The 20,444-nt window shown below is 38.9% G+C and carries 13 protein-coding genes and 1 CRISPR repeat array; of the genes, 7 read left to right on the top strand and 6 right to left on the bottom strand.

All coding sequences use genetic code 11. The features are described 5' to 3' along the window. Positions 1–341: 341 nt before the first annotated feature. A complete protein-coding gene (locus RMZ41_RS18415; protein ID WP_322641535.1) occupies positions 342–2,303 on the bottom strand; it encodes a DUF4347 domain-containing protein in 1,962 nt (653 codons plus the stop codon). A gap of 931 nt (positions 2,304–3,234) precedes the next feature. Between RMZ41_RS18415 and RMZ41_RS18420 the strand changes: the two genes are divergently transcribed. Continuing rightward, positions 3,235–4,590, top strand: a complete 1,356-nt coding sequence (locus RMZ41_RS18420) for a lipid-A-disaccharide synthase (RefSeq protein ID WP_322641534.1) — start codon at positions 3,235–3,237, stop codon at positions 4,588–4,590. A gap of 124 nt (positions 4,591–4,714) precedes the next feature. Here RMZ41_RS18420 and RMZ41_RS18425 read toward each other — a convergent pair whose 3' ends face one another. After that, the gene (locus RMZ41_RS18425; RefSeq protein ID WP_322641533.1) at positions 4,715–5,101 is read right to left on the bottom strand and encodes a hypothetical protein; all 387 of its coding nucleotides are present in this window, start codon (positions 5,099–5,101) and stop codon (positions 4,715–4,717) included. A 335-nt stretch (positions 5,102–5,436) separates the two neighbouring features. Continuing rightward, complete coding sequence (locus tag RMZ41_RS18430; protein WP_322641532.1) at positions 5,437–6,384, bottom strand: NAD-dependent epimerase/dehydratase family protein; 948 nt, start codon at positions 6,382–6,384, stop codon at positions 5,437–5,439. A gap of 396 nt (positions 6,385–6,780) precedes the next feature. Between RMZ41_RS18430 and purD the strand changes: the two genes are divergently transcribed. Both purD and nblS read left to right on the top strand, forming a co-directional pair. Further along, the gene (purD, locus tag RMZ41_RS18435; protein WP_322641531.1) at positions 6,781–8,058 is read left to right on the top strand and encodes a phosphoribosylamine--glycine ligase; all 1,278 of its coding nucleotides are present in this window, start codon (positions 6,781–6,783) and stop codon (positions 8,056–8,058) included. Between the two features lie 137 nt (positions 8,059–8,195). Continuing rightward, positions 8,196–10,142 carry a two-component system sensor histidine kinase NblS gene (gene nblS, locus RMZ41_RS18440; protein ID WP_322641530.1) on the top strand — a complete coding sequence of 649 codons (1,947 nt, stop codon included), beginning with the start codon at positions 8,196–8,198 and terminating at the stop codon, positions 10,140–10,142. Between the two features lie 72 nt (positions 10,143–10,214). On the opposite strand, the gene RMZ41_RS18445 is transcribed toward nblS, so the two are convergent. Then, complete coding sequence (locus tag RMZ41_RS18445) at positions 10,215–10,586, bottom strand: zinc ribbon domain-containing protein (protein WP_322641529.1); 372 nt, start codon at positions 10,584–10,586, stop codon at positions 10,215–10,217. 261 nt (positions 10,587–10,847) lie between these two features. Here RMZ41_RS18445 and RMZ41_RS18450 point away from each other — a divergent pair, with 261 nt between their 5' ends. Both RMZ41_RS18450 and RMZ41_RS18455 read left to right on the top strand, forming a co-directional pair. Next, complete coding sequence (locus RMZ41_RS18450; RefSeq protein WP_322641528.1) at positions 10,848–12,233, top strand: AAA family ATPase; 1,386 nt, start codon at positions 10,848–10,850, stop codon at positions 12,231–12,233. Beyond that, positions 12,230–12,937, top strand: coding sequence for a chromosome partitioning protein ParB (locus tag RMZ41_RS18455; RefSeq protein WP_322641527.1), 708 nt, complete (start codon positions 12,230–12,232; stop codon positions 12,935–12,937). The genes RMZ41_RS18450 and RMZ41_RS18455 overlap by 4 nt, the downstream gene beginning before the upstream one ends. Positions 12,938–13,143: 206 nt before the next feature. Here RMZ41_RS18455 and RMZ41_RS18460 read toward each other — a convergent pair whose 3' ends face one another. Both RMZ41_RS18460 and RMZ41_RS18465 read right to left on the bottom strand, forming a co-directional pair. Next, complete coding sequence (locus RMZ41_RS18460; RefSeq protein WP_322641526.1) at positions 13,144–14,091, bottom strand: glycosyltransferase family 2 protein; 948 nt, start codon at positions 14,089–14,091, stop codon at positions 13,144–13,146. Positions 14,092–14,165: 74 nt separating this feature from the next. After that, complete coding sequence (locus RMZ41_RS18465; RefSeq protein WP_322641525.1) at positions 14,166–15,185, bottom strand: Npun_R2821/Npun_R2822 family protein; 1,020 nt, start codon at positions 15,183–15,185, stop codon at positions 14,166–14,168. Between the two features lie 687 nt (positions 15,186–15,872). On the opposite strand from RMZ41_RS18465, the gene RMZ41_RS18470 reads away from it, so the two are divergent. Further along, complete coding sequence (locus tag RMZ41_RS18470) at positions 15,873–16,280, top strand: hypothetical protein (RefSeq protein WP_322641524.1); 408 nt, start codon at positions 15,873–15,875, stop codon at positions 16,278–16,280. Between the two features lie 595 nt (positions 16,281–16,875). After that, positions 16,876–17,175 carry a hypothetical protein gene (locus tag RMZ41_RS18475; protein ID WP_322641523.1) on the top strand — a complete coding sequence of 100 codons (300 nt, stop codon included), beginning with the start codon at positions 16,876–16,878 and terminating at the stop codon, positions 17,173–17,175. Between the two features lie 114 nt (positions 17,176–17,289). Then, positions 17,290–20,213: direct repeats of the CRISPR family, unit length 37 nt; unit sequence GTTTCCATTAATTCCACTTCTAAATGATAGAAGTGAC. Positions 20,214–20,444 lie beyond the last annotated feature (231 nt).

Consider the following 20,444-nt stretch of genomic DNA (forward strand, 5'->3'; position numbering starts at 1 on the left):
GCGGGTTATAAAATTAGATTTTGTTTGGCAAAATGCAATGGCGTAACCGTCCGCCGTAGGCGATCGCAATTACTTGATTTAGCATATTTATAACAATATCTTTAGCTTTTTGTTCAAGACTCGCCCTAGAGACTGACTCGATTTTCCCCTGAATTCCTCACTTATTAATTCTGAATTATGCTAAAAGACCAAAGGCGATCGCTCGATATAAAATTTACTATGTTCCCTATTCGTGCGACAACGCCTTACATAACTTATAGATTTTTCTGCGGAATTAGCTAGCGAATATTATCCGCTAGCTAAAGTTTCCTACACCTTTTTTGCCTAATTAGCGAACCATCTTACGACAAGTTCTTAACTTCAGTTGCACTCAAAGCACGATTATAGATACGGACTTCATCAACTAATCCCTTGAAACTGTCACTCAATGGTGTCCCCTCCTCAGCGTTCTCTGCTGCACCAATGGTTACTGGATTGTAATCTCCTGGTATGGAGTCTTTATACGGATTACTACCAATTTCAACACCATTAACATAAAGACGGAGCATACTGCCATCGTATGTACCTACCAGATGTGCCCAACTATCGCCGATTGGTGAACCTGTGTAAATATTACCTTCACTACTAGCGGTGCCTATTTCCCATTTATAGGTAGTTACTTGATTCCGTATACCAAACCCCAAAAAGAATTGATCGGGATGAAGAAGGGTGCCAATCTGTCTATTCACAACAGACTTAAAACCAACTGGTTGACCATCAGGACGTACCCAGGCTGAAACAGTGATTTGATTGGTTATAGAGTTAAGACTAGCTGAAGCAGGTATACTTGCATGGGAGCTATTTCTTCCAATCACTTGAAGAGCTTGGCCATATAGCCCAGGTGTTCTGCTGGAATTAATCAACGATCCGTTATTATTATTGCCAGAACTGTCTAAAACAGTACTACCTGTTGCTTCTTCAAACTTCCAATAGCCTATTAATCCATTTGAGCTATCTTTATTGGAGTTGAATGTCCAACTGTTAATATTTTGGGCATTAAATTGAGATCCCGTTCCAGCAGTAAAGCCAATAAAGGCTTGGGAACCGAGAACAGAAGTTAAATCAATCTTGTAGGAAAGTGCTGCCTTGGCGGTTGGAAGTTTAGTCCCATTTTGGGAAAGGAAAACATCCAGTTTGTCGGTATTGCCATCGTACTCAATCCAAGCATTAATTGCCGTACCGGAGTTTAGATCAATTGGTGTACCTAAGTTAGAATCAGTGACACTACTCGTAGTTGCAAGCGCAGTATTCACATTACCATCTCGCAGCACTGCAATGTTGTTGTTGTTAGGATCTGTTCCATTCTTAAAAGTGTCAAACTTGATGGCCAGACTCTTAGTAATAGCGGTAGAAATCCCGCCATAGCCTAAGTTGCCACCAATACTACCCTTCGCATTCTCCTTTGCTGCACTATTTTGCAGCACAAAGGTAAATCCATCTGCTCCAAGAGTTCCACCTGTCAATTGAAATTGGAACTTGGTTTTAAAGGAAGTATTAGTATCGAATGCAATCGGAGTAGTATAGAAAACACTACCGGACTGAGATGAAGAGGCTGGAGTCAAACGCAATGCAGTACCAAATTGGGCTGAACTGCCGTTAAGTTTGAGTCCACTCGTGCTGGTAAAATTCGTGAAGTCAAAGCTAGCCAGCAGCCCATTATAGTTATTTAAAAGCGAAGGCTTTATGGCTAAAGGAGATTCAATTGTACCAGTTGTATACTCTAGTTCCCAGTTGCCACCTTGGGATACATTGCCAGTTAAATCTGTCGATGCAGCTACATCAGCCCCAGTCAATTGCCCCAGTCTAGAAACAAAAGTACTACCTGTTGTACCTTCTGCAACATTACAACCGTAGAGCAAGATATCAGCATCAGACACCAAAGCATCTGCCCAGGTTTCTAAGTCTTGACTTCGGCTGTTGAGTGTCTCAAGATTGACTAGAGAATCCCCAAACTTCAGTTCCCCAGAACTGCCGTGAGAAATAACGTGAACTCCTAAAAGATTGTCATAATCAGAAAGCGTCTCAGTGATTTGGGTAATACTATCTCGATCGGGCTGAAGGCCAACAATGAGGTCAGCACTTACACCTTGAAGAATTTGTTGTACATCAGGAAGACTTAAATCAACGAAGGCAATTGATTGAATATTTCGTAACTGTGCCTCATTTGAAAATGACTTAGTAATCAAGTCTGGTAGCATACTCTGATTTGAGGAAAAATCATTAAGCAAAGCTGCCGAATTATCGAAAACGTTTGTATCAAACATGTACGAGGCTTCTCAAATAAACTTGTACGAAAATTAAATTTCTGACCAAAAAGAAGAAGAAATTCCTGAAAACCACCTATGTTACGGAGCTAAGGGAAGAGGGGTATGATATTTTTTAAGTATCATATAAAAAGCACACTCAATTAGAGTACAGGATACTGACAGCAATTCCAAATTAAAATTTTCATAACGAGTACAGTTTAAGTAAGTCAGCGTCCAAAGTTGTAGTTGGAATAAATTAATAGATAAGAGGCAAAAGACTGTAGCTGAAAGGATTTTGTCTTTGTTTTTCTTATTTACATAGTTTGGTTTAATTTACTGACTTACTTGGCTGGGAGCCATGAATACTGCTGGTTTAAGGAACTTGTAAAGAATATTCTTATTTGAGCTAAATCTAAATTCACAAAAGTTGATTAAATGTAATCAGTAGCCTTTTTGATAACATTAGTAGTGCTATTTGATAGTTAATAAGATGTTAATTAAGTAATTGCTGTTGAAGTATCTGAGGTATAGCAAGGGACTGGGTGAAAAGTCCTTTTGTGTCTAAGTTTCATCATCTGTTGATGTCCTAACCACCTTGACCGTTGCTATAACTGAACAGAGCGATCGCCTTAATCCAGAGCGCAGGGTAGAATGCAATACGGTTCGGATAAGTATTTTTTATTTTCCTTGTGGTTTGGAGAAAGGTCAGATATCTAGCGCATAGATTTGCACCTCAGTGCTATTTAATTTGGCGATCGCTAAGGCATCATTCTGTGGCACATTATCGGTAAGCTATTTAATTGTTTAGCCAAAGTGAGTTAGGCAAAAGTGTTCTAATTGGGGTGCAACAGTTATGACTAACAAGCTACAGTATATACTGATGAGATCGGAATGAATTTATTAATATTTGCCTCTTGACTAATTACCCCTAACTCTTGAACATTAACTAATGACTCAAGTAGATATTCTCGTATTATCAAATGGCCCAGGTGAGATCACAACCTGGGTACGTCCAGTAGTAAAAGTTTTGCGGCAAAAACTAGGTGATGACCGTTCTGCGGTCAGAATTTCAGTGGTATTATCACCTTGTCCAAATGCTACTGGTAAAGAAGCAGCGATCGCACTTTCTTACCCAGAAGTAGATAGAGTACAAGGAGCAGAGCATTTTTGGCAATTTTTGCTCTGGGGTAAAACTTTTGATAATTGGGACTGGAGAAGTCAGGGTGTAGTTGTTTTTCTCGGTGGCGATCAAATTTTCCCCGTAGTCATAGGTAAAAAGCTGGGATATCGGACAGTGGTTTACGCCGAATGGGAAGCGCGGTGGTATAAGTGGATCGATCGCTTTGGCGTGATGAAACCCAAAGTTGCTGCTGCTGTTCCCCAAAAATATGCTCACAAATTCACCGTTGTAGGTGATTTGATGCTAGAAGCTAGTACTCAAGAGTCATTAGTCATTAGTCATACCCTGCGGGAAGGCGAAACGCCTATGTCCTTAGCAAACGAGAAAGGACAAATAACTAATGACAAAGATGCGTCAACAGCTTCCCACAAGGTAGAACAAGAGATTGAATTGATTGGTTTACTTCCCGGATCAAAAGCGGCAAAATTAGCTCAAGGAGTGCCATTATGTTTAGCGAGCGCTGAATACATACACGCTAAAAGGCCCCAAACTAAATTTGTGATTCCTGTAGCCCCAACTTTGGATTTACAAACTTTAGCTAGTTTTGCCGATCCCAAAAAGAATTTTATTGCTGAAATTTTTGGCTTTGGCGGTGCTTCCTTAATTGTTCCAAAGGACTCTACAGGTAAAGCATTACTCAAAACAACAACGGGCTTGACTGTGGAATTGTGGGAAGAAAATCCTGCATATCACTTATTATCACAGTGCTGTATATGCTTGACTACGGTGGGGGCAAACACTGCCGAACTCGGTGCTTTAGGAATGCCAATGATTGTTTTGCTGCCAACCCAGCAACTTGATGCCATGCGTTCTTGGGATGGTTTACCTGGGTTATTGGCAAATCTGCCAGGAGTAGGTACGGCATTTGCCAACGCTATCAATTGGTTATTCCTAACATTCGTCAGGCGTAAAGGTTTATTAGCATGGCCAAATATCTGGGCACAAGAAGAGATAGTGCCAGAACTTATGGGTAAACTCCAAGCGCCAGAAATTGGGGAAATGGTTTTAGAGTTTTTAACTCATCCAGAAAAATTGAATGAGATGCGAACCAAGCTACAAAGCATACGCGGCGAAAGTGGTGCAGCCCAAAAGATCGCACAGATTGTTAGTGAAGAAATTGGGTAATAATTACAGACCATTAGATCATAAATAGACCCCTACAGTAGGGACAATTAATAAATTGCCCTAAGAAGAAAATCAGGATTTCGGCTAGTGTTTGCGTAAGTCTTGAAATAGTCTGTCAACTGCCTTAATCTGAAGACTCTCCATCTCTACGCCCAAGTTCATAAATGCCAGCGCCCATACAAGCTAAGATTCCTGTACTAATTCCCCAACTTTCACCTAAACTAATTTCCAATCCCCAGTTACATAAAGCGCCGACTATCAAAAAAGGTACAATGCTAAATAATGAGGCGTAGAAAGCATTTTGGGATTCTCTAGCTTTCCGAGTCTTTTCAAACTCTGTTTGGCTGGTATAAAGCGATCGCTCGGCAAAGTTAAACCAACGGTTGAGTTGTTCGATTACCCATTGATTAACTGAGGAAAAACCTAGATATAGCGCCAATGACCACAAACTCGCTCCGGCGATGGCGATCGTATTTAACTCAAAGGAAAAAGGTAAAATTTCAGTCAGCATTGCTTATGAGAGTCCTGCAAAGGGTTAACTTTAGCTGTTAGTAGATGCTAAACAAACCTCTTGTGCAATTTTAAGCATAAAGGTTAACAAGATTTCAACTAGTTGCTAACTCCCCTGCTCTTTTAAGAACTCACAAAAGTCCCCACCCTCGAACAACTCTTGCTAGGGTGGGGATATGAAGCGGGTAATGACGATTAAAACGCAACTCGGCCGATCTCTTCTGCATACAGCAGATTGCAAGTAATTCAGATACAAAATCCAGAACTCAAAAGCAGAGAAAAAAGAATTTCTATCTCCTGCCCCCTGCTCCCTGCCCCCTGCTCCCTGCTCCCTGCTCAATACAACGACTTAATCCACTGCCATTCTTGCGTCAAACCCTCTTTTAAAGAGACTTTAGGCTGATATCCAAGAATTTTTTGCGCTTTAGATACATCAGCAGCAGTGTGGCGGGCATCTCCCATCGCTTTTTCTATGTGGTTTCTTTTAATTGGTTTCCCAACGATTTCTTCAATCGTGTCTAATACTTCTGCTAAAACTACCCTGCTACCACCACCGATATTCAAGATTTCTCCTACTGCTTCTGGTGCTACGGCGGCAGCTAAATTAGCGGCGATGACATCACCAACAAATGTAAACTCCCGCGTTTGCTGTCCATCGCCGTAAATAGGAATCGCCTCATCCTGCAAAATCGATTTAAAAAATTTATGAAACGCCATATCTGGGCGCTGTTTAGGCCCATAGACTGTAAAGTATCGCAATGATACAGATGGCACACCAAAGTTTTTATGATACAGTCTGCACAAAGTTTCAGCCGCTAGCTTAGTAATACCGTAAGGAGAAACAGGTTGAGGGCAAATTCCTTCATGAGTGGGTAATGTTTCTGCATCACCATATACACTTGACGAAGAAGCAAACACTAATCTTTTCAGGTTTTTAGCATCTTTGGCTGCTTCTAGCAAAACTTGTGTAGCATTAATATTGCGTTCTGTGTAACCTCGAAAAGCTTTACCCCAACTCGCTCTGACACCAGCTTGTGCTGCTTGATGGTAAACTACATCAACATCTTTTAAGAGTTCCTGCCAATCTAAAAATTGCATATCTGCTTCGATTAATGTAAAGCCAGATGAGGAATATAAATGTGCAACATTCTTACGCTTTAACATCGGATCGTAGTAATCATTGAATTCATCAATCCCGATCACTTCTTCCCCTTGTTGTAGCAATATATCTACGAGGTGAGAACCAACAAAGCCGGCAGCCCCAGTAACGATAATTTTAGCCATGTTACCTATTTTTTGATACTTTCATAAATTTCTATATTCACAGGTTAGTACTTATATTCAATAATCGTCATTACTTAAACTTGATTTTTTTATCAATTGTTGTACTATTTTGAACATAAGCATTACTTAAATAAATATACTTATAATTTAATAAACTTCAGTATAATTATTGAGCTATTGCTGTTAATAAATCTGCTAGTTGACAAAATTAAATCTTAAGAATTTAATTTCCAGCAACAGGATGGACTTAAAACCGATATAGATAATTCTTTCTTTCCTGTCTCTGCCTCTTTTAATCATGAGGGGGCTTGCACAAGTGTGATAATTGGTGAAAAAATTGATCCGCGAGAGCCGAATAGGGAATTCTCGTTTCGCAAGGGACGCACGAGGAAATCAGTGAAAGTTTTAGTCGTAGGTAATGGAGGGCGCGAACACGCTCTGGCATGGAAACTGTTGCAATCTAAGCAAATCGAGCAAGTTGTCTGTGTACCAGGGAATGGAGGCACAGCAAGTATGGAACGTTGCCATAACTTGCCCCTAGCAGTAGATGATTTTGAAAGCATGAGCCGATATGCTCTAGAAAATGGTATCAGTCTGGTAATAGTTGGGCCAGAAGTCCCTTTGGCAAAAGGAATCACAGATTACCTCCAAGACAAAGGATTGATGGTATTTGGGCCAGTCAGAGCCGGAGCGCAAATTGAAGCGAGTAAAGCTTGGGCAAAAGCCCTGATGCAAGAAGCAGGAATTCCGACGGCGCAGGCTGCGGTATTTACGGAGGCAGCAGCAGCAAAATCTTATGTAAGAGCTAAGGGAGCGCCGATTGTCGTTAAAGCTGATGGCTTGGCGGCTGGTAAGGGTGTAACGGTGGCTGAAACGGTTGCACAGGCAGAAAGCGCCATTGATGCAATTTTTCAGGGGCAATTTGGTAGTGCTGGCGAATTTGTTGTTATTGAAGAATGTTTAATTGGGCAAGAGGTATCAGTTTTAGCGTTAACCGATGGGTTAACAATTCGCCCCTTGCTGCCAGCCCAAGACCATAAGCGGATTGGTGACGGCGATACGGGCGAAAATACTGGCGGAATGGGAGCATACAGCCCAGCACCCATCGCTACGCCAGAGTTGATGGCACGAATTCAAACAGAAGTCTTAGAAAGAGCGATCGCAACCCTACGAGCAAAAGGCATTGACTACCGAGGTGTACTGTATGCTGGGTTAATGATTGCACCCAATGGCGACTTGAAGGTTTTGGAATTTAACTGTCGCTTTGGCGATCCCGAAACTCAGGTGATTTTGCCATTATTAGAAACACCCCTAGAAGAATTGATTCTAGCCTGTGTGCAGCAACGATTAAGTGAATTGCCGCCCATTGCTTGGAAAGGGGGAGCATCCGCTACTGTCGTTGCAGCTTCAGGTGGTTATCCAGGAGAATATGAGAAAGGTCAGGTAATTACTGGCATTGACAACGCAGAGGCAACAGGAGCAACAGTATTTCATGCAGGTACAAAGTTGAACCAGCAACAAGAAATAGTGACAGATGGGGGTCGAGTATTAAATGTGACTGGAATCGGAGAAAATTTTGAGCAAGCGATCACCCAAGCCTACGCTGCAATCAAATATATTCAGTTTGAGGGCATATATTACCGGAGAGATATCGGTCATAGAGTTAGGAGTTAGGAGTTAGGAGTTGCAAGTGCAGAATGTGAGGGAATAACTAATACCCAATGCCCAATCCCTAACATATTTGTCGAATTAACTGTTAATTTTTTAGTTGTTGGGCTTTATAACAAAGACTACTAACAACTTTATTTAAGATGCTAAGTCTGTTAAAAACAATTCGAGATGCGATCGCAAGTTGGTGGTCTGAATTCACACTCCAGACCAAACTACTGGCTGTAGCCACATTAGTGGTTTCATTGGTAATGAGTGGTCTGACCTTCTGGGCTGTGAATACGATTCAGCAAGATGCGCGGATGAATGACACCCGCTTCGGGCGTGACTTGGGGCTGCTACTTGCTGCCAATGTTGCTCCCCTAGTTGCTGACAATAATCTCACAGAGGTTGCCCAATTTTCTCAACGTTTCTACAGCAGCACCTCTAGCGTGCGTTATATGCTCTACGCCGATGAAAATGGGGAAATCTTTTTTGGCATACCTTTTTGGGAAGCAGAGGTAGAAAACTCTCTCACCATTAAACGGCGAATCCAACTACCAGAAGATTATCCTGGTGATGGCGAAAAGCCAATGGTGCGGCAACATACAACCCCAGATGGGATAGTTACCGATGTATTCATTCCTCTAATCGTTAATAAAAAATACTTAGGTGTATTAGCGATCGGCATCAACCCCAATCAGACTGCAATCATTTCCACCAATTTTACCCGCGATGTCACCATTGCCGTTTTTATCACCATTTGGGTAATGGTGATTTTAGCAGGAGTAATTAACGCCTTGACCATCACTAAGCCAATCAAGGAACTACTGGTAGGGGTAAAGCAAATTACTACCGGGAATTTCAAGCAGCGCATTAATTTACCATTAGGAGGCGAACTAGGGGAATTAATTTTAAGCTTTAATGAGATGGCGGAACGATTAGAGCGCTATGAAGAACAGAATATTGAAGAACTGACCGCCGAAAAAGCCAAGCTAGAAACCCTAGTTTCCACGATCGCAGATGGTGCGGTGTTGATTGATAACAACATGCAGGTGATATTAGTCAACCCCACAGCGCGGCGAATTTTTGGCTGGGAAAGTGCTGATGTGGTCGGCGGCAATTTATTGCATAACTTGCCGCCAGCAGTACAGATGGAAATCACTGGGACACTGTACGAAATGGCAGCAGGTGAATCTGAAAGCGCCGAATTCCGCATTTTTCTTAACCAACCCACCCAACGAACGATCCGCATTCTTTTGACTACAGTACTCAACGTCCAAAGGGAAAGTATCAAAGGTATTGCGATTACCGTTCAAGATATAACCCGTGAGGTGGAATTAAACGATGCAAAAAGTCAATTTATCAGCAACGTTTCTCACGAACTGCGAACGCCTTTATTTAACATCAAAACCTATATTGAAACTTTGCATGACTACGGCGAAGACTTAGGATTACAAGAACGGCAAGAGTTTCTGCAAACAGTGAACCATGAAACCGATCGCCTAACCCGCTTAGTTAACGATGTATTAGATTTGTCAAAACTCGAATCTGGCCGTCAGTATAACTTCGATGGGGTAGATTTAGCCCAAGCGATCGAACAAACCTTACGTACTTATCAACTCAATGCCAAAGATAAAGGTGTTGAACTTGTTCAAGAAGTTGCTGCTAATTTACCCTTAGTAATGGGTAATTATGATCTGTTAGTACAAGTGTTTGGCAATCTAATTGGTAATGCTCTTAAATTTACCAAAGCCGGTGGTAAAGTGGCAATCCGCGCCTACCAACTAGATTTTAAGCCCAATCACACCCAATTTTCTCCAGTGCGGATTGAAATCTCCGATACTGGAATAGGCATCGCCACAGAAGATCAGCACTCAATTTTTGAACGCTTCTTTCGCGTAGAAAACCGAGTTCACACCTTAGAAGGCACGGGTTTAGGATTATCGATTGTCAGAAATATCATCGACAGACATCGTAGTAAAGTCCATTTAGTGAGTGAAGTTGGCATTGGCACAACTTTTTGGTTCGATTTAGCCACCTTTGAAGAAAAAGCGCCACCGATACAAGTTGAAGCTATTGCCGAAGCATCCAAAATCACCACAGCTTGAGGGATTGTGCATTGGGGATGGGGCATTAGTTATTATTTCTCTCTCATCTCCCCACTCCCGACAAAAAACAAATCAAGGTCTTAATATCACGAACAAAAAACAGGCTAATAATAAACCTAATAGCAACAGCAAAGCCTGATTGCGTTTTACCCAAGTTTTCACAGTTACAGCAAAACTGTTAGTGTGACGCTGCTGTTGCAACTCTAACTTTGTCTCTTCAATATTTTGGTAGAGGGTACAGTCTTTGGCGTAAGGACGCTGAGGAAAATTGCAAGTATCATCAGCGTGATAAGTACAAGTGTCGCACAGATACCCGCCCCCAGTGGCGCGGTGCAATGGAATACCAGGATGACCGTAAGCTTTGAGTGTCGTCCGGCAATTGGGACAACTAATAGCTTGACTATCAACGAGTTGATGGCAGTGGGGACAAGATACAGTAGCCAAAACCTTTAGCACGAATAGGTTGAGTAAACTCTTTGATTCTAGCCATTTCCAAGGATAATGGGTAAATACATAGTACTTTGTTAATTTTGAGTATAGCTAGCTATCAGAATCGCTTATTTTATCAGCAAAAATACTAATTTTTGTTGATGATTTATATTTTTTAAGTGATTTATATCACTCAAAACAATTAAGGCTATGGCATAATCTAGCAAATATGAGGTTTTGTCCTAAGTCCAATAGTTATTTTGAGGTAGAAAAATATTGCTTTTTAATCCTGAGCTATGCCGTAACGAAAGCGAAGTTGAAAGCAAACTCATAGTGCAATATTTGCTACCACAGCTAGGTTATACTCCTGACACCTGGCATCAAGAGGTTGCCGTTGGTAGCATCCGCTTAGATTTTTTAGCATTTGCTGCACAGGTAATTCCCTTTGTCTTAGATGCCAATTCACCGTTAAGTGTCGTTATGGAGGCAAAGCATCCCAAACAAAACTTAAATCATCATGTCCCCAGACTTAGGCATTATTTAACCAGTTTGCATGTCAGGTATGGATTGCTGACTAATGGGAAAGAGATTAGAATTTATCAAAAATTAAAGGCTGACATTCAGTTAGTATTTCAATGTTCTGGGAAAGAAGTTGAGACGAAATTAGAAAATATTAAAAATTTAATTGGTAGAGAAAGTCTGAAAGAGGGACAGTTAGTAGATAAACCAGAAGTTCAAATAACTGAAAAAATTTTAATTTTGGAAGCAAAAAGGCAACATTCAATGAAAACAATTGCAATCTACCACAATAAAGGCGGCGTTGGTAAGACTACTATCGCAGTCAACCTTGCAGCAGCATTGAGTAAAAAAGGTAAAAGGGTACTTTTAATTGATATAGATTCTCAGGCAAATACTACTTTTGCTACAGGATTAATAAAATTTCAATTTGATGAAGATGACGATTTACGAGATTCTAATATTTATCATTTATTAGAATCAGGTGACTTTTACTTAATACCCGATGTAACTAAAAAATCACATTACTTCAATAATCCTGAATTAGATGTTATCCCTGCACATATTAATTTAATAGAAGGACAATATAAACTGAATCAAATTGATGCTAGTAAGACTAGGTTAGTTACGAAATTAAAAAAAGTAGAGCAAGATTACGACATTGTTATTATTGATACGCCTCCATCCAGAGATTTATATGCTAAAGTCGCGCTTGTCGCTGCTGATTACCTGATAATCCCTTCAGATTTAAAGCCATTTGCAAACCAAGGATTGTTAAGTGTCAAAAACTTTATTATAGAAGTTAATGAATTTAGAGAAATGATAGGAAAATCACACATTACATTAATGGGTATCCTGGCTTCAAAAATCTCTACCAATTCTAAATTTTTGCAATATACTTTTCCTAAACAAAGGAGCGTGATTTCAGAACGTTACAATCTGCCTTTAATGGAAGCAGTAATTTATGATAGAACAGTACTATCCGAATGTATGAATCAGACTATAACAGTTGGAGATTTAGAATATCCTGATCCCAAATCTGTTGTTAAATATGCAGAAGAAGTAAAATCAGATGCTCAAAAATCTGCTATGGAGTTTGACGTTTTAGCAGATGAAGTATTAGTAGGAATAGGATTACATAAATGATTAATTTTTCTTTGGTAGATGTAAAAAGTATTACTTCTAATGAACCTCGATCAAATTTTTCAGAGGCTGATTTGGAAAACCTCGCAGATATAATTATAGAAACTGGAGGAATTATCAGACCATTAGTTGTAAAAATGACAGGAGTAGAGAGTTATACGCTAGTTGATGGACATTTTGAATATTATGCTGCTGTCAGGGCGCGAGAAAAAAATCCTCGGCAAGCTGAAATGGTTAATGCCTTTATTATCTCTCCAAAGTTAGAGGATTTAGTGGTAAAGCAAGTTGGATTTCTCAAAGGAACTAATTCTTTTACTGAACAAGTAATACCACAACCTGAAACAACAAAATTAGAACCACGTCTAGCAAATTTAGAATTACGCCTTGAGAAGCAATTCAATGAATTTAAATCAGAATTTATACACGAAAGACAGAGAATAGAGAATCAGTTTAAGCAACTTGAAAACCTTATTCCCCAAAAGAGTGAACAGAGTAATCCACTTAGTTTATTGAACTCTTTAGACAAAGATGAGTTATCTATAAAGTTACAACGCTCTAGGATTCGTGGGGCTGAAAAACTTGCAAAAGGCATATTTGATGCTCGACATAAGAAACTGAAGCAAAAGTTTGAAGATTACCGCGATGTAGTTAAGTCTGTTAAAAACTTGGGTGAGCAAACAATATTGACTATTATTGATGAATGGTGAAGAAGTTATTAGATAATCGTAGGTTGGGTTGAACGAAGTGAAACCCAACGATTAAGGCTTAATGTTGGGTTTTGTTCCTCAACCCAACCTACGTAGCTTAAAGTTTTTAGGGCTAACTGAACCGTATTAGGAGAAGTTCTTCACAGTGTAAAAACCCTGTACAATTTTCTCTGCACTTCTATGTGAAATATTTCAATAACTATTTCCTAACCCCGCACTTGTCGCAGTGCATTAAACGCCTTACCTCGCAACCCAACTGGTAACAGCGATAATCCTAAGCCAGTCAAAGCTTTAGGAGTTGAAAAAGACTTTCCCGCTAAAACTAGCTCTCTGCCTTTTTGTGTTTCTCCCTTTTCGATTAAACGTAAACCTAATAATAATTGTGTTTCAGTTAAACGATTTTTCCTGATTGTCTCTAATTTTTCAGACTCAAATTTATAATTTTCTAAATACTTGATTTTATCAAATAAATAAGGAATAGCTCGATTGATACCTTGCTGTTCTGCATGAGTGCGATATTCCATCAATAATTCTGGTAAGTAATAACCTTTTTTACCAGCCAAAGCCAGACGCACAAATAAATCATTATCCTCACAATTTTGCAGATTTGGCTGCATATATCCTAATTCTTGCAAAGTTTTACGGCGAAATAATGTCGCCCCAACTTGAAAGCTTTGCTGAATAAATACAACTTCTAATAAATTATTTACAACACCTGCTGGTAAATTCTTCCTACCCCAGCGATGAGAATTTTCTTTAGTTTTTTCTTCATCCCGCACATTGTTAATATCAATTATCCAATGGTCTGTACCAACAAAATCAATGCTAGAGTCTTGATTAAGAATGGCTGCGGTATTTGCGAGAAAATCGGGTGTTAACCGATCATCATCATCAAATTTCATAAAATATTCACCACTGGCTGCATCAAAGCCAGAGCGCATATTATTACTTTTACCAATATTTTGCTGATGACGGATATATTTAATCCGTTCGTCTGTATACTGTGACATTAATTCGGGTGTGCGATCGCTAGAACCATCATCACAAATAATTAGCTCAAAGTCTTGCTCAGACTGATTTAGTACGCTGTCAATGGCATAAGGAAGAAGATGAACCCGATTAAAAGTAGGAATGCAAACAGTAATTTTAGGCATTTTATATATTACTAACTGGAGAATATAAAAATTTATTATATTGCTAATTTAAGGTATCGCCAATAAAGCTATATTTAGCGGAGAGTTCTTTGAATTTTATTCATTGCTTTGTTGAAAAGGTTATTAGTTTTAGCAATTATACTTAGTGCTTTTAGCTGTTTTGGCCTTTTTTGTGGCTGTTTGAGAAAACGATAATGTAAAAACTCATTTGCATACGAGATATTAATATCTTGTCCTTGACACAACTGGGCAAAATCACGAGAAGAATAGCTCATGTAATGGATGCGGTGAATCGGTTTTAGACCATCTTGGTTGTAAAGAACATTATTAATATTGACAAAGGGATCTGCATTGGCACAATTACCTGTTCTATCTTCTCCATTGGGGCTGAGTGTAAAGTTAAACAGTGGGCGATCGCAGCGCAAGGTCATGTAGTTAAACAAAAAAGCATCATCCCACCATCCATTTCCATTAATCCATTTAACTTCTTTCTGGGTAATTAATCGCTCCTTCATTATTTCAACTTCTTGCACAGAAAATAATCCTTTTTTAGAACCAAAAAAGCTGGAGCAATGCAGCTTAGGACGTATATCTGCTTCTGTATAAAGTCCAGTTTTCTCGATAAGTGGAATATTTAACGCTGCAACAGCTTTGTCTTTAATGTGTTCCCAATCATCAAAAATAAAGTCGTATTTTTCTAGCCGCTCAATTACATTATTAAGTGGCTTCATTGCCAAACTATCACCGTCATAAAATACGAATTTATCAAAAATTCCCTCAAAGCTAACAAACTTTCTTTGCAAATGACTTTTGTACCAACTAGGACGTGATAATTTTGACTCTTTTTCTCTAGGATGAGCAGCCCAAACCTGATGAGCAAATTCTTCCCAGCGTTGAATTACATCCCAATTATCAAACAGGGTTACATTCTTTCGAGCATTAACTTCTTGCCTAACTAAATCTAATTGATCGTTATATGGAATAATACAAATAGGAATATCTGCGCTAACATTCACCTCAATGCTGTTTAGCAAAGCTACTAATTGGTCAAACACCACATCATTAGCAAGGGTGTAAATCCCGAAAGAATCCATTGTGATAAATCCTTTTTATCTTTAGTTGCTGAGTAACGCAGATAATATTATCGTTATTTACTGAGATATTATTCCCAATTAACTAATAATATACACATCTTTACGCTTTATGCTGACGTGAGTTCGACGGCTTATTAAGGGGCGCGACAGTGCAAACACATCTAAATATTGATGAGCATAGATAAATGTAGAATGCACAAGAAGCTTACCTCATACTACTTTCAGAAAATTAAACATTCATTGGCAAAGAATGATAATCATTATGAGGGGGATTAGAAGCAACCGACGGTTGCTTTTTATTGACATTTTGAGATATTCCTTAGTTTTTATTAGTAGATAAGATGCGTTTGCCCTGGCTTCAGCCCCTTGTTTTGCATAACTAACGCTAATTATAAATATTTAACCGGACTTGATATAGGACTCATATTTGATTGTGTGAAAAAAACTCAGTACACCTTTATTCCTTCTTCCCAGTCCCCAGTCCTCAGTCCCTAGTCCTTAGTCTCTACGAGTAATTCTCCGAATCAAATGGGATTACTATATTAGTATTACTGATACATCAAAAGATAGAGACAATACGATTATATTTATTTTAAATCACTTCTCAAGATAGTAGATTGAACTCAAAAAACAGCCTAATCTAGGTTTTGAAGTTATTTAATAGATTCTTTAACAAGGACATAAATTATGGCTAATGAAGCAGTTAAGAGAGATATAGATTCATCCGATCGCGCTGAAGTAGATAATTATGATCGCGGCATTATCCCAGCAGAAACAGCTGCTCGAATGGAAAGAGAAGGAAATCTGTATAAAACAACCCCCACAGAAGAAAGGGAAGCAGATGCACCTACTGATGATCAAACCGATCCAGGAAGTATACGCACCACTGACGGCTATACTGTGGATAATGAAGGTTTGTTAAACAACTATGCAGTTGAACCGGAAATGTACTATGAAGAACCGGGTGATGCACGCCAAGAAGCAGCACAAGATACTGCTAACCGTGTTGAAGAACTCGGAGAAGTTAATCAGGACGAAGAAGGCAAGTTAACAGAAAAAGGTGACAAACGCGGTAGAGGCCCAGGAATAATTTAGTTAACAAACTTTTTGCTGAGTGCGATTACATGTAAAAAGGTTAAATAGGCAATTTGTAGAGACGCAATTATGATTGCGTCTCTATTTGTATGGGCGAATAAAGTCACTGCTCAGGCAGGTTTAGCCATTGTATAGTAGGGGACTGGGGACTGGGGACTGGGTGAAAAGTCTTTTTGTGTCTAAGTTTCATCATCTGTTGATGTCCTAACCACCGAGGCTTGTGCCATAACCGCAATTTACGATCGCCACAACTTTGTCTATGCAACCATGAATTGTGTAGGCGTAGCCCGTCGTAGACATCGCCAAACCTAAATCAGTTTATTGAATCTACCGAAATCAAAAAGCCAAATGCCATTTTGAGAAAGCAAAAGCAGCTTTGGAGAAAGTAATTGCGGATTTTGCTGATTAAATTTAAGCAAAATATGAAGTTTCGATAAAATTATTGAAAAAATTACTAATAAATGCTTATAAATTTCATCAAAGTACTTTACAAGTATAATTTTATACTCTAGTATCTTAATAAGAAAGGCGATCGCCCTCTGCCAAGAACCTGCGATCGCCTTTCCCTAAACCCCCATTCTGGGAGACTATTACAATGATGACACAACTCCAAAAGTTTGTACAAAATCAAGATTTCACCCAATCCGAACTGCAACAGTACTTGGATGGCGAAAACTTAAATATACCTGCCTTTAATCAACCTGCTCAAAATCCATTACCCAAAAGAGAACCGATTAAACATCTATTAATCGGTTCTTCAAAAGCGGTTAGCAGCACAATTCACTATCTGCAAGTCATTGGCTACGCTAGCATCGGCGATTGGAGTCCATTATTACCAACCGGCAATCCTGGCGAGGTGATGAGTATTTTAATCCGTCAGATTCTAATGCAATAAACGGTTGAGAAAAATAAAATCCCCGGCTTTCTAGAAAAGTCGGGGATTTTTTTTACTGCCCAATTTTAAGCGATCGGGAAAAATTCAGATTTGCAATGGCTCAGGAGGAGACGCGTTTCCATTAATTCCACTTCTAAATGATAGAAGTGACTAAAAAATGTCAAAATGGTAGTATTTTTAATGTTTCTGTTTCCATTAATTCCACTTCTAAATTATAGAAGTGACTTTGCTAAAAAAGTAATGTCTCGCGGTTAAAACTTGTTTCCATTAATTCCACTTCTAAATGATAGAAGTGACTTGAAGCTGGGCTGGTTCAATACTTTCAGCCACGTTTCCATTAATTCCACTTCTAAATGATAGAAGTGACTCTTCAGACCTTAGAAAGTGAGCATCGTTAGTAATGTTTCCATTAATTCCACTTCTAAATGATAGAAGTGACAACTACAAAAGATGGGTAACACGGAAGCGGAAATTGTTTCCATTAATTCCACTTCTAAATGATAGAAGTGACAAGCGAGTTTGCTCTTAACATTAGCGACGGAAAAATGTTTCCATTAATTCCACTTCTAAATGATAGAAGTGACTAAAGGGCGAGAAGGAACCCAGCGATGGAAAGCAGTTTCCATTAATTCCACTTCTAAATGATAGAAGTGACCAAAAATCCTTCTTCCCTTATAGAGGAAAGATTTGTTTCCATTAATTCCACTTCTAAATGATAGAAGTGACTTCTACGGAGATGGTGGCTGATGCTTATGGTGGTGTTTCCATTAATTCCACTTCTAAATGATAGAAGTGACGCTATAGTAAGTTACTAGCAAGCGCTAGAGAGTACTATGTTTCCATTAATTCCACTTCTAAATGATAGAAGTGACAAAGGAGAATTATATGCAAGGTTGGCACATTCAAGTTTCCATTAATTCCACTTCTAAATGATAGAAGTGACTCCTGCTTGACCATAACGAAGGATCTTGGGTTGAGGTTTCCATTAATTCCACTTCTAAATGATAGAAGTGACCAAGAAGTTTGGTATTCTTGCCAAAGATTCTACGGTTTCCATTAATTCCACTTCTAAATGATAGAAGTGACGCGCAGGATGAGAAAGCTATCGATATGTGCGAAGGTTTCCATTAATTCCACTTCTAAATGATAGAAGTGACTTTTGTCTCTATTTTCAGCACCTGCTAATCTGTGTGTTTCCATTAATTCCACTTCTAAATGATAGAAGTGACGCTTGGTGCAGTATAAGCCAATGCTCCAGATCCGTTTCCATTAATTCCACTTCTAAATGATAGAAGTGACTTATGGGGCGATCGCGTTACCATTTGTCACAAGCTTGTTTCCATTAATTCCACTTCTAAATGATAGAAGTGACTCATCTGAAAGTATTGAAAATACTGGGGTTCCAGGTTTCCATTAATTCCACTTCTAAATGATAGAAGTGACGTGTCAATAACTAGAATTCAATCCAAATATAATGTTTCCATTAATTCCACTTCTAAATGATAGAAGTGACGGTATACGGATTTGAAAGGCAACACTACTGCCAAGGTTTCCATTAATTCCACTTCTAAATGATAGAAGTGACAATAGCGATATTGCTCAATTGATGAATTGCGGCGTTGTTTCCATTAATTCCACTTCTAAATGATAGAAGTGACACGATCATGTTAAATCAAAGATGGGTACAAGTCGAGTTTCCATTAATTCCACTTCTAAATGATAGAAGTGACTGTATTTGCTTGGAGGTAATCATGTACAACATTAGTTTCCATTAATTCCACTTCTAAATGATAGAAGTGACTTTCTAGAGATAATGTAACCTGGCCTTGATTTTTGTTTCCATTAATTCCACTTCTAAATGATAGAAGTGACAAGGCTTTTGTTTCTTGTCCTGTTCCTTCTGATAATGTTTCCATTAATTCCACTTCTAAATGATAGAAGTGACGAAATGAATAATCTGCTGGTTGAAAGGGTGCTTGTAAAAGTTTCCATTAATTCCACTTCTAAATGATAGAAGTGACAGGCGTTGCATACAGTTGTTGCATAGATTGCTATTAGTTTCCATTAATTCCACTTCTAAATGATAGAAGTGACAAAAATTGGATTCGCAAGTATCTAGACACTAAAAGTTTCCATTAATTCCACTTCTAAATGATAGAAGTGACAAGTACGCATTGTTTCGCATATTGACATCCATCTAAGTTTCCATTAATTCCACTTCTAAATGATAGAAGTGACATAACCACAGGTGAACTAAGGCAGGCTGAAGCTTCTGGTTTCCATTAATTCCACTTCTAAATGATAGAAGTGACCTTGGATTTATCCCACTTATGGTACAACTGCATATGTTTCCATTAATTCCACTTCTAAATGATAGAAGTGACTCGGGAACTGATGCGGTAAGTTTTGCGTGGCTAAGTTTCCATTAATTCCACTTCTAAATGATAGAAGTGACCGTATTGTGTCAGTTTTGGTGGTTTGTGTAGTTCCTGTTTCCATTAATTCCACTTCTAAATGATAGAAGTGACGCGACGACCTGGGCAGAAGAAATACCCGCCGTAATATGTTTCCATTAATTCCACTTCTAAATGATAGAAGTGACCTTATTATATATACGGGCATACAAAGGACTTGCGGTTTCCATTAATTCCACTTCTAAATGATAGAAGTGACTTATAGCTTTTAAAACAAGCTAAATATAATAAAAGTTTCCATTAATTCCACTTCTAAATGATAGAAGTGACTTACCATTTGAACCAATCTCTAAGGAAGTCTATGTTTCCATTAATTCCACTTCTAAATGATAGAAGTGACCTTGCGCGTATACACTTATAGAGATATACTTGCTTTAGTTTCCATTAATTCCACTTCTAAATGATAGAAGTGACCTTCTTCGCGCTCGATTTTCTCCCAGAGCAGCCCTTCTCTGTTTCCATTAATTCCACTTCTAAATGATAGAAGTGACGTGGTGGGTAGGTGTAGTTGGGGTAGGGACGGCCTGGTTTCCATTAATTCCACTTCTAAATGATAGAAGTGACTGCTGGCTTTTGAAACCTTGATATTGCAAAGGTTTCAAAGCTAGTTTGCGCGAACCTAAAAAGAAAGTAGCATTTCAGCCTTTGACTCGTCAAGATATGATTTTTGCAAATCGCCTCAAAAGCATAACAGGTAAAGCTTTTAGGAATTGCGCGAATCTCCATATTGTAGTCATCCCACTCAAAGCTAGATGGCATAAGCTTTTGAACAATAAAAATTGCATCAAATTTTAA

The organism is Nostoc sp. DedVER02 (assembly GCF_034530675.2).
In the GTDB taxonomy this organism is placed as follows: Bacteria; Cyanobacteriota; Cyanobacteriia; order Cyanobacteriales; family Nostocaceae; genus Nostoc.

Bases quoted from the DNA above. Each gene is read 5' to 3' on its own strand.
- nblS (WP_322641530.1), top strand. From the start codon at position 8,196: ATGCTAAGTCTGTTAAAAACAATTCGAGATGCGATCGCAAGTTGGTGG.
- RMZ41_RS18420 (WP_322641534.1), top strand. From the start codon at position 3,235: ATGACTCAAGTAGATATTCTCGTATTATCAAATGGCCCAGGTGAGATC.
- RMZ41_RS18455 (WP_322641527.1), top strand. From the start codon at position 12,230: ATGATTAATTTTTCTTTGGTAGATGTAAAAAGTATTACTTCTAATGAA.
- RMZ41_RS18465 (WP_322641525.1), bottom strand. From the start codon at position 15,185: ATGGATTCTTTCGGGATTTACACCCTTGCTAATGATGTGGTGTTTGAC.
- RMZ41_RS18430 (WP_322641532.1), bottom strand. From the start codon at position 6,384: ATGGCTAAAATTATCGTTACTGGGGCTGCCGGCTTTGTTGGTTCTCAC.
- RMZ41_RS18470 (WP_322641524.1), top strand. From the start codon at position 15,873: ATGGCTAATGAAGCAGTTAAGAGAGATATAGATTCATCCGATCGCGCT.
- RMZ41_RS18475 (WP_322641523.1), top strand. From the start codon at position 16,876: ATGATGACACAACTCCAAAAGTTTGTACAAAATCAAGATTTCACCCAA.
- RMZ41_RS18425 (WP_322641533.1), bottom strand. From the start codon at position 5,101: ATGCTGACTGAAATTTTACCTTTTTCCTTTGAGTTAAATACGATCGCC.
- RMZ41_RS18415 (WP_322641535.1), bottom strand. From the start codon at position 2,303: ATGTTTGATACAAACGTTTTCGATAATTCGGCAGCTTTGCTTAATGAT.
- RMZ41_RS18460 (WP_322641526.1), bottom strand. From the start codon at position 14,091: ATGCCTAAAATTACTGTTTGCATTCCTACTTTTAATCGGGTTCATCTT.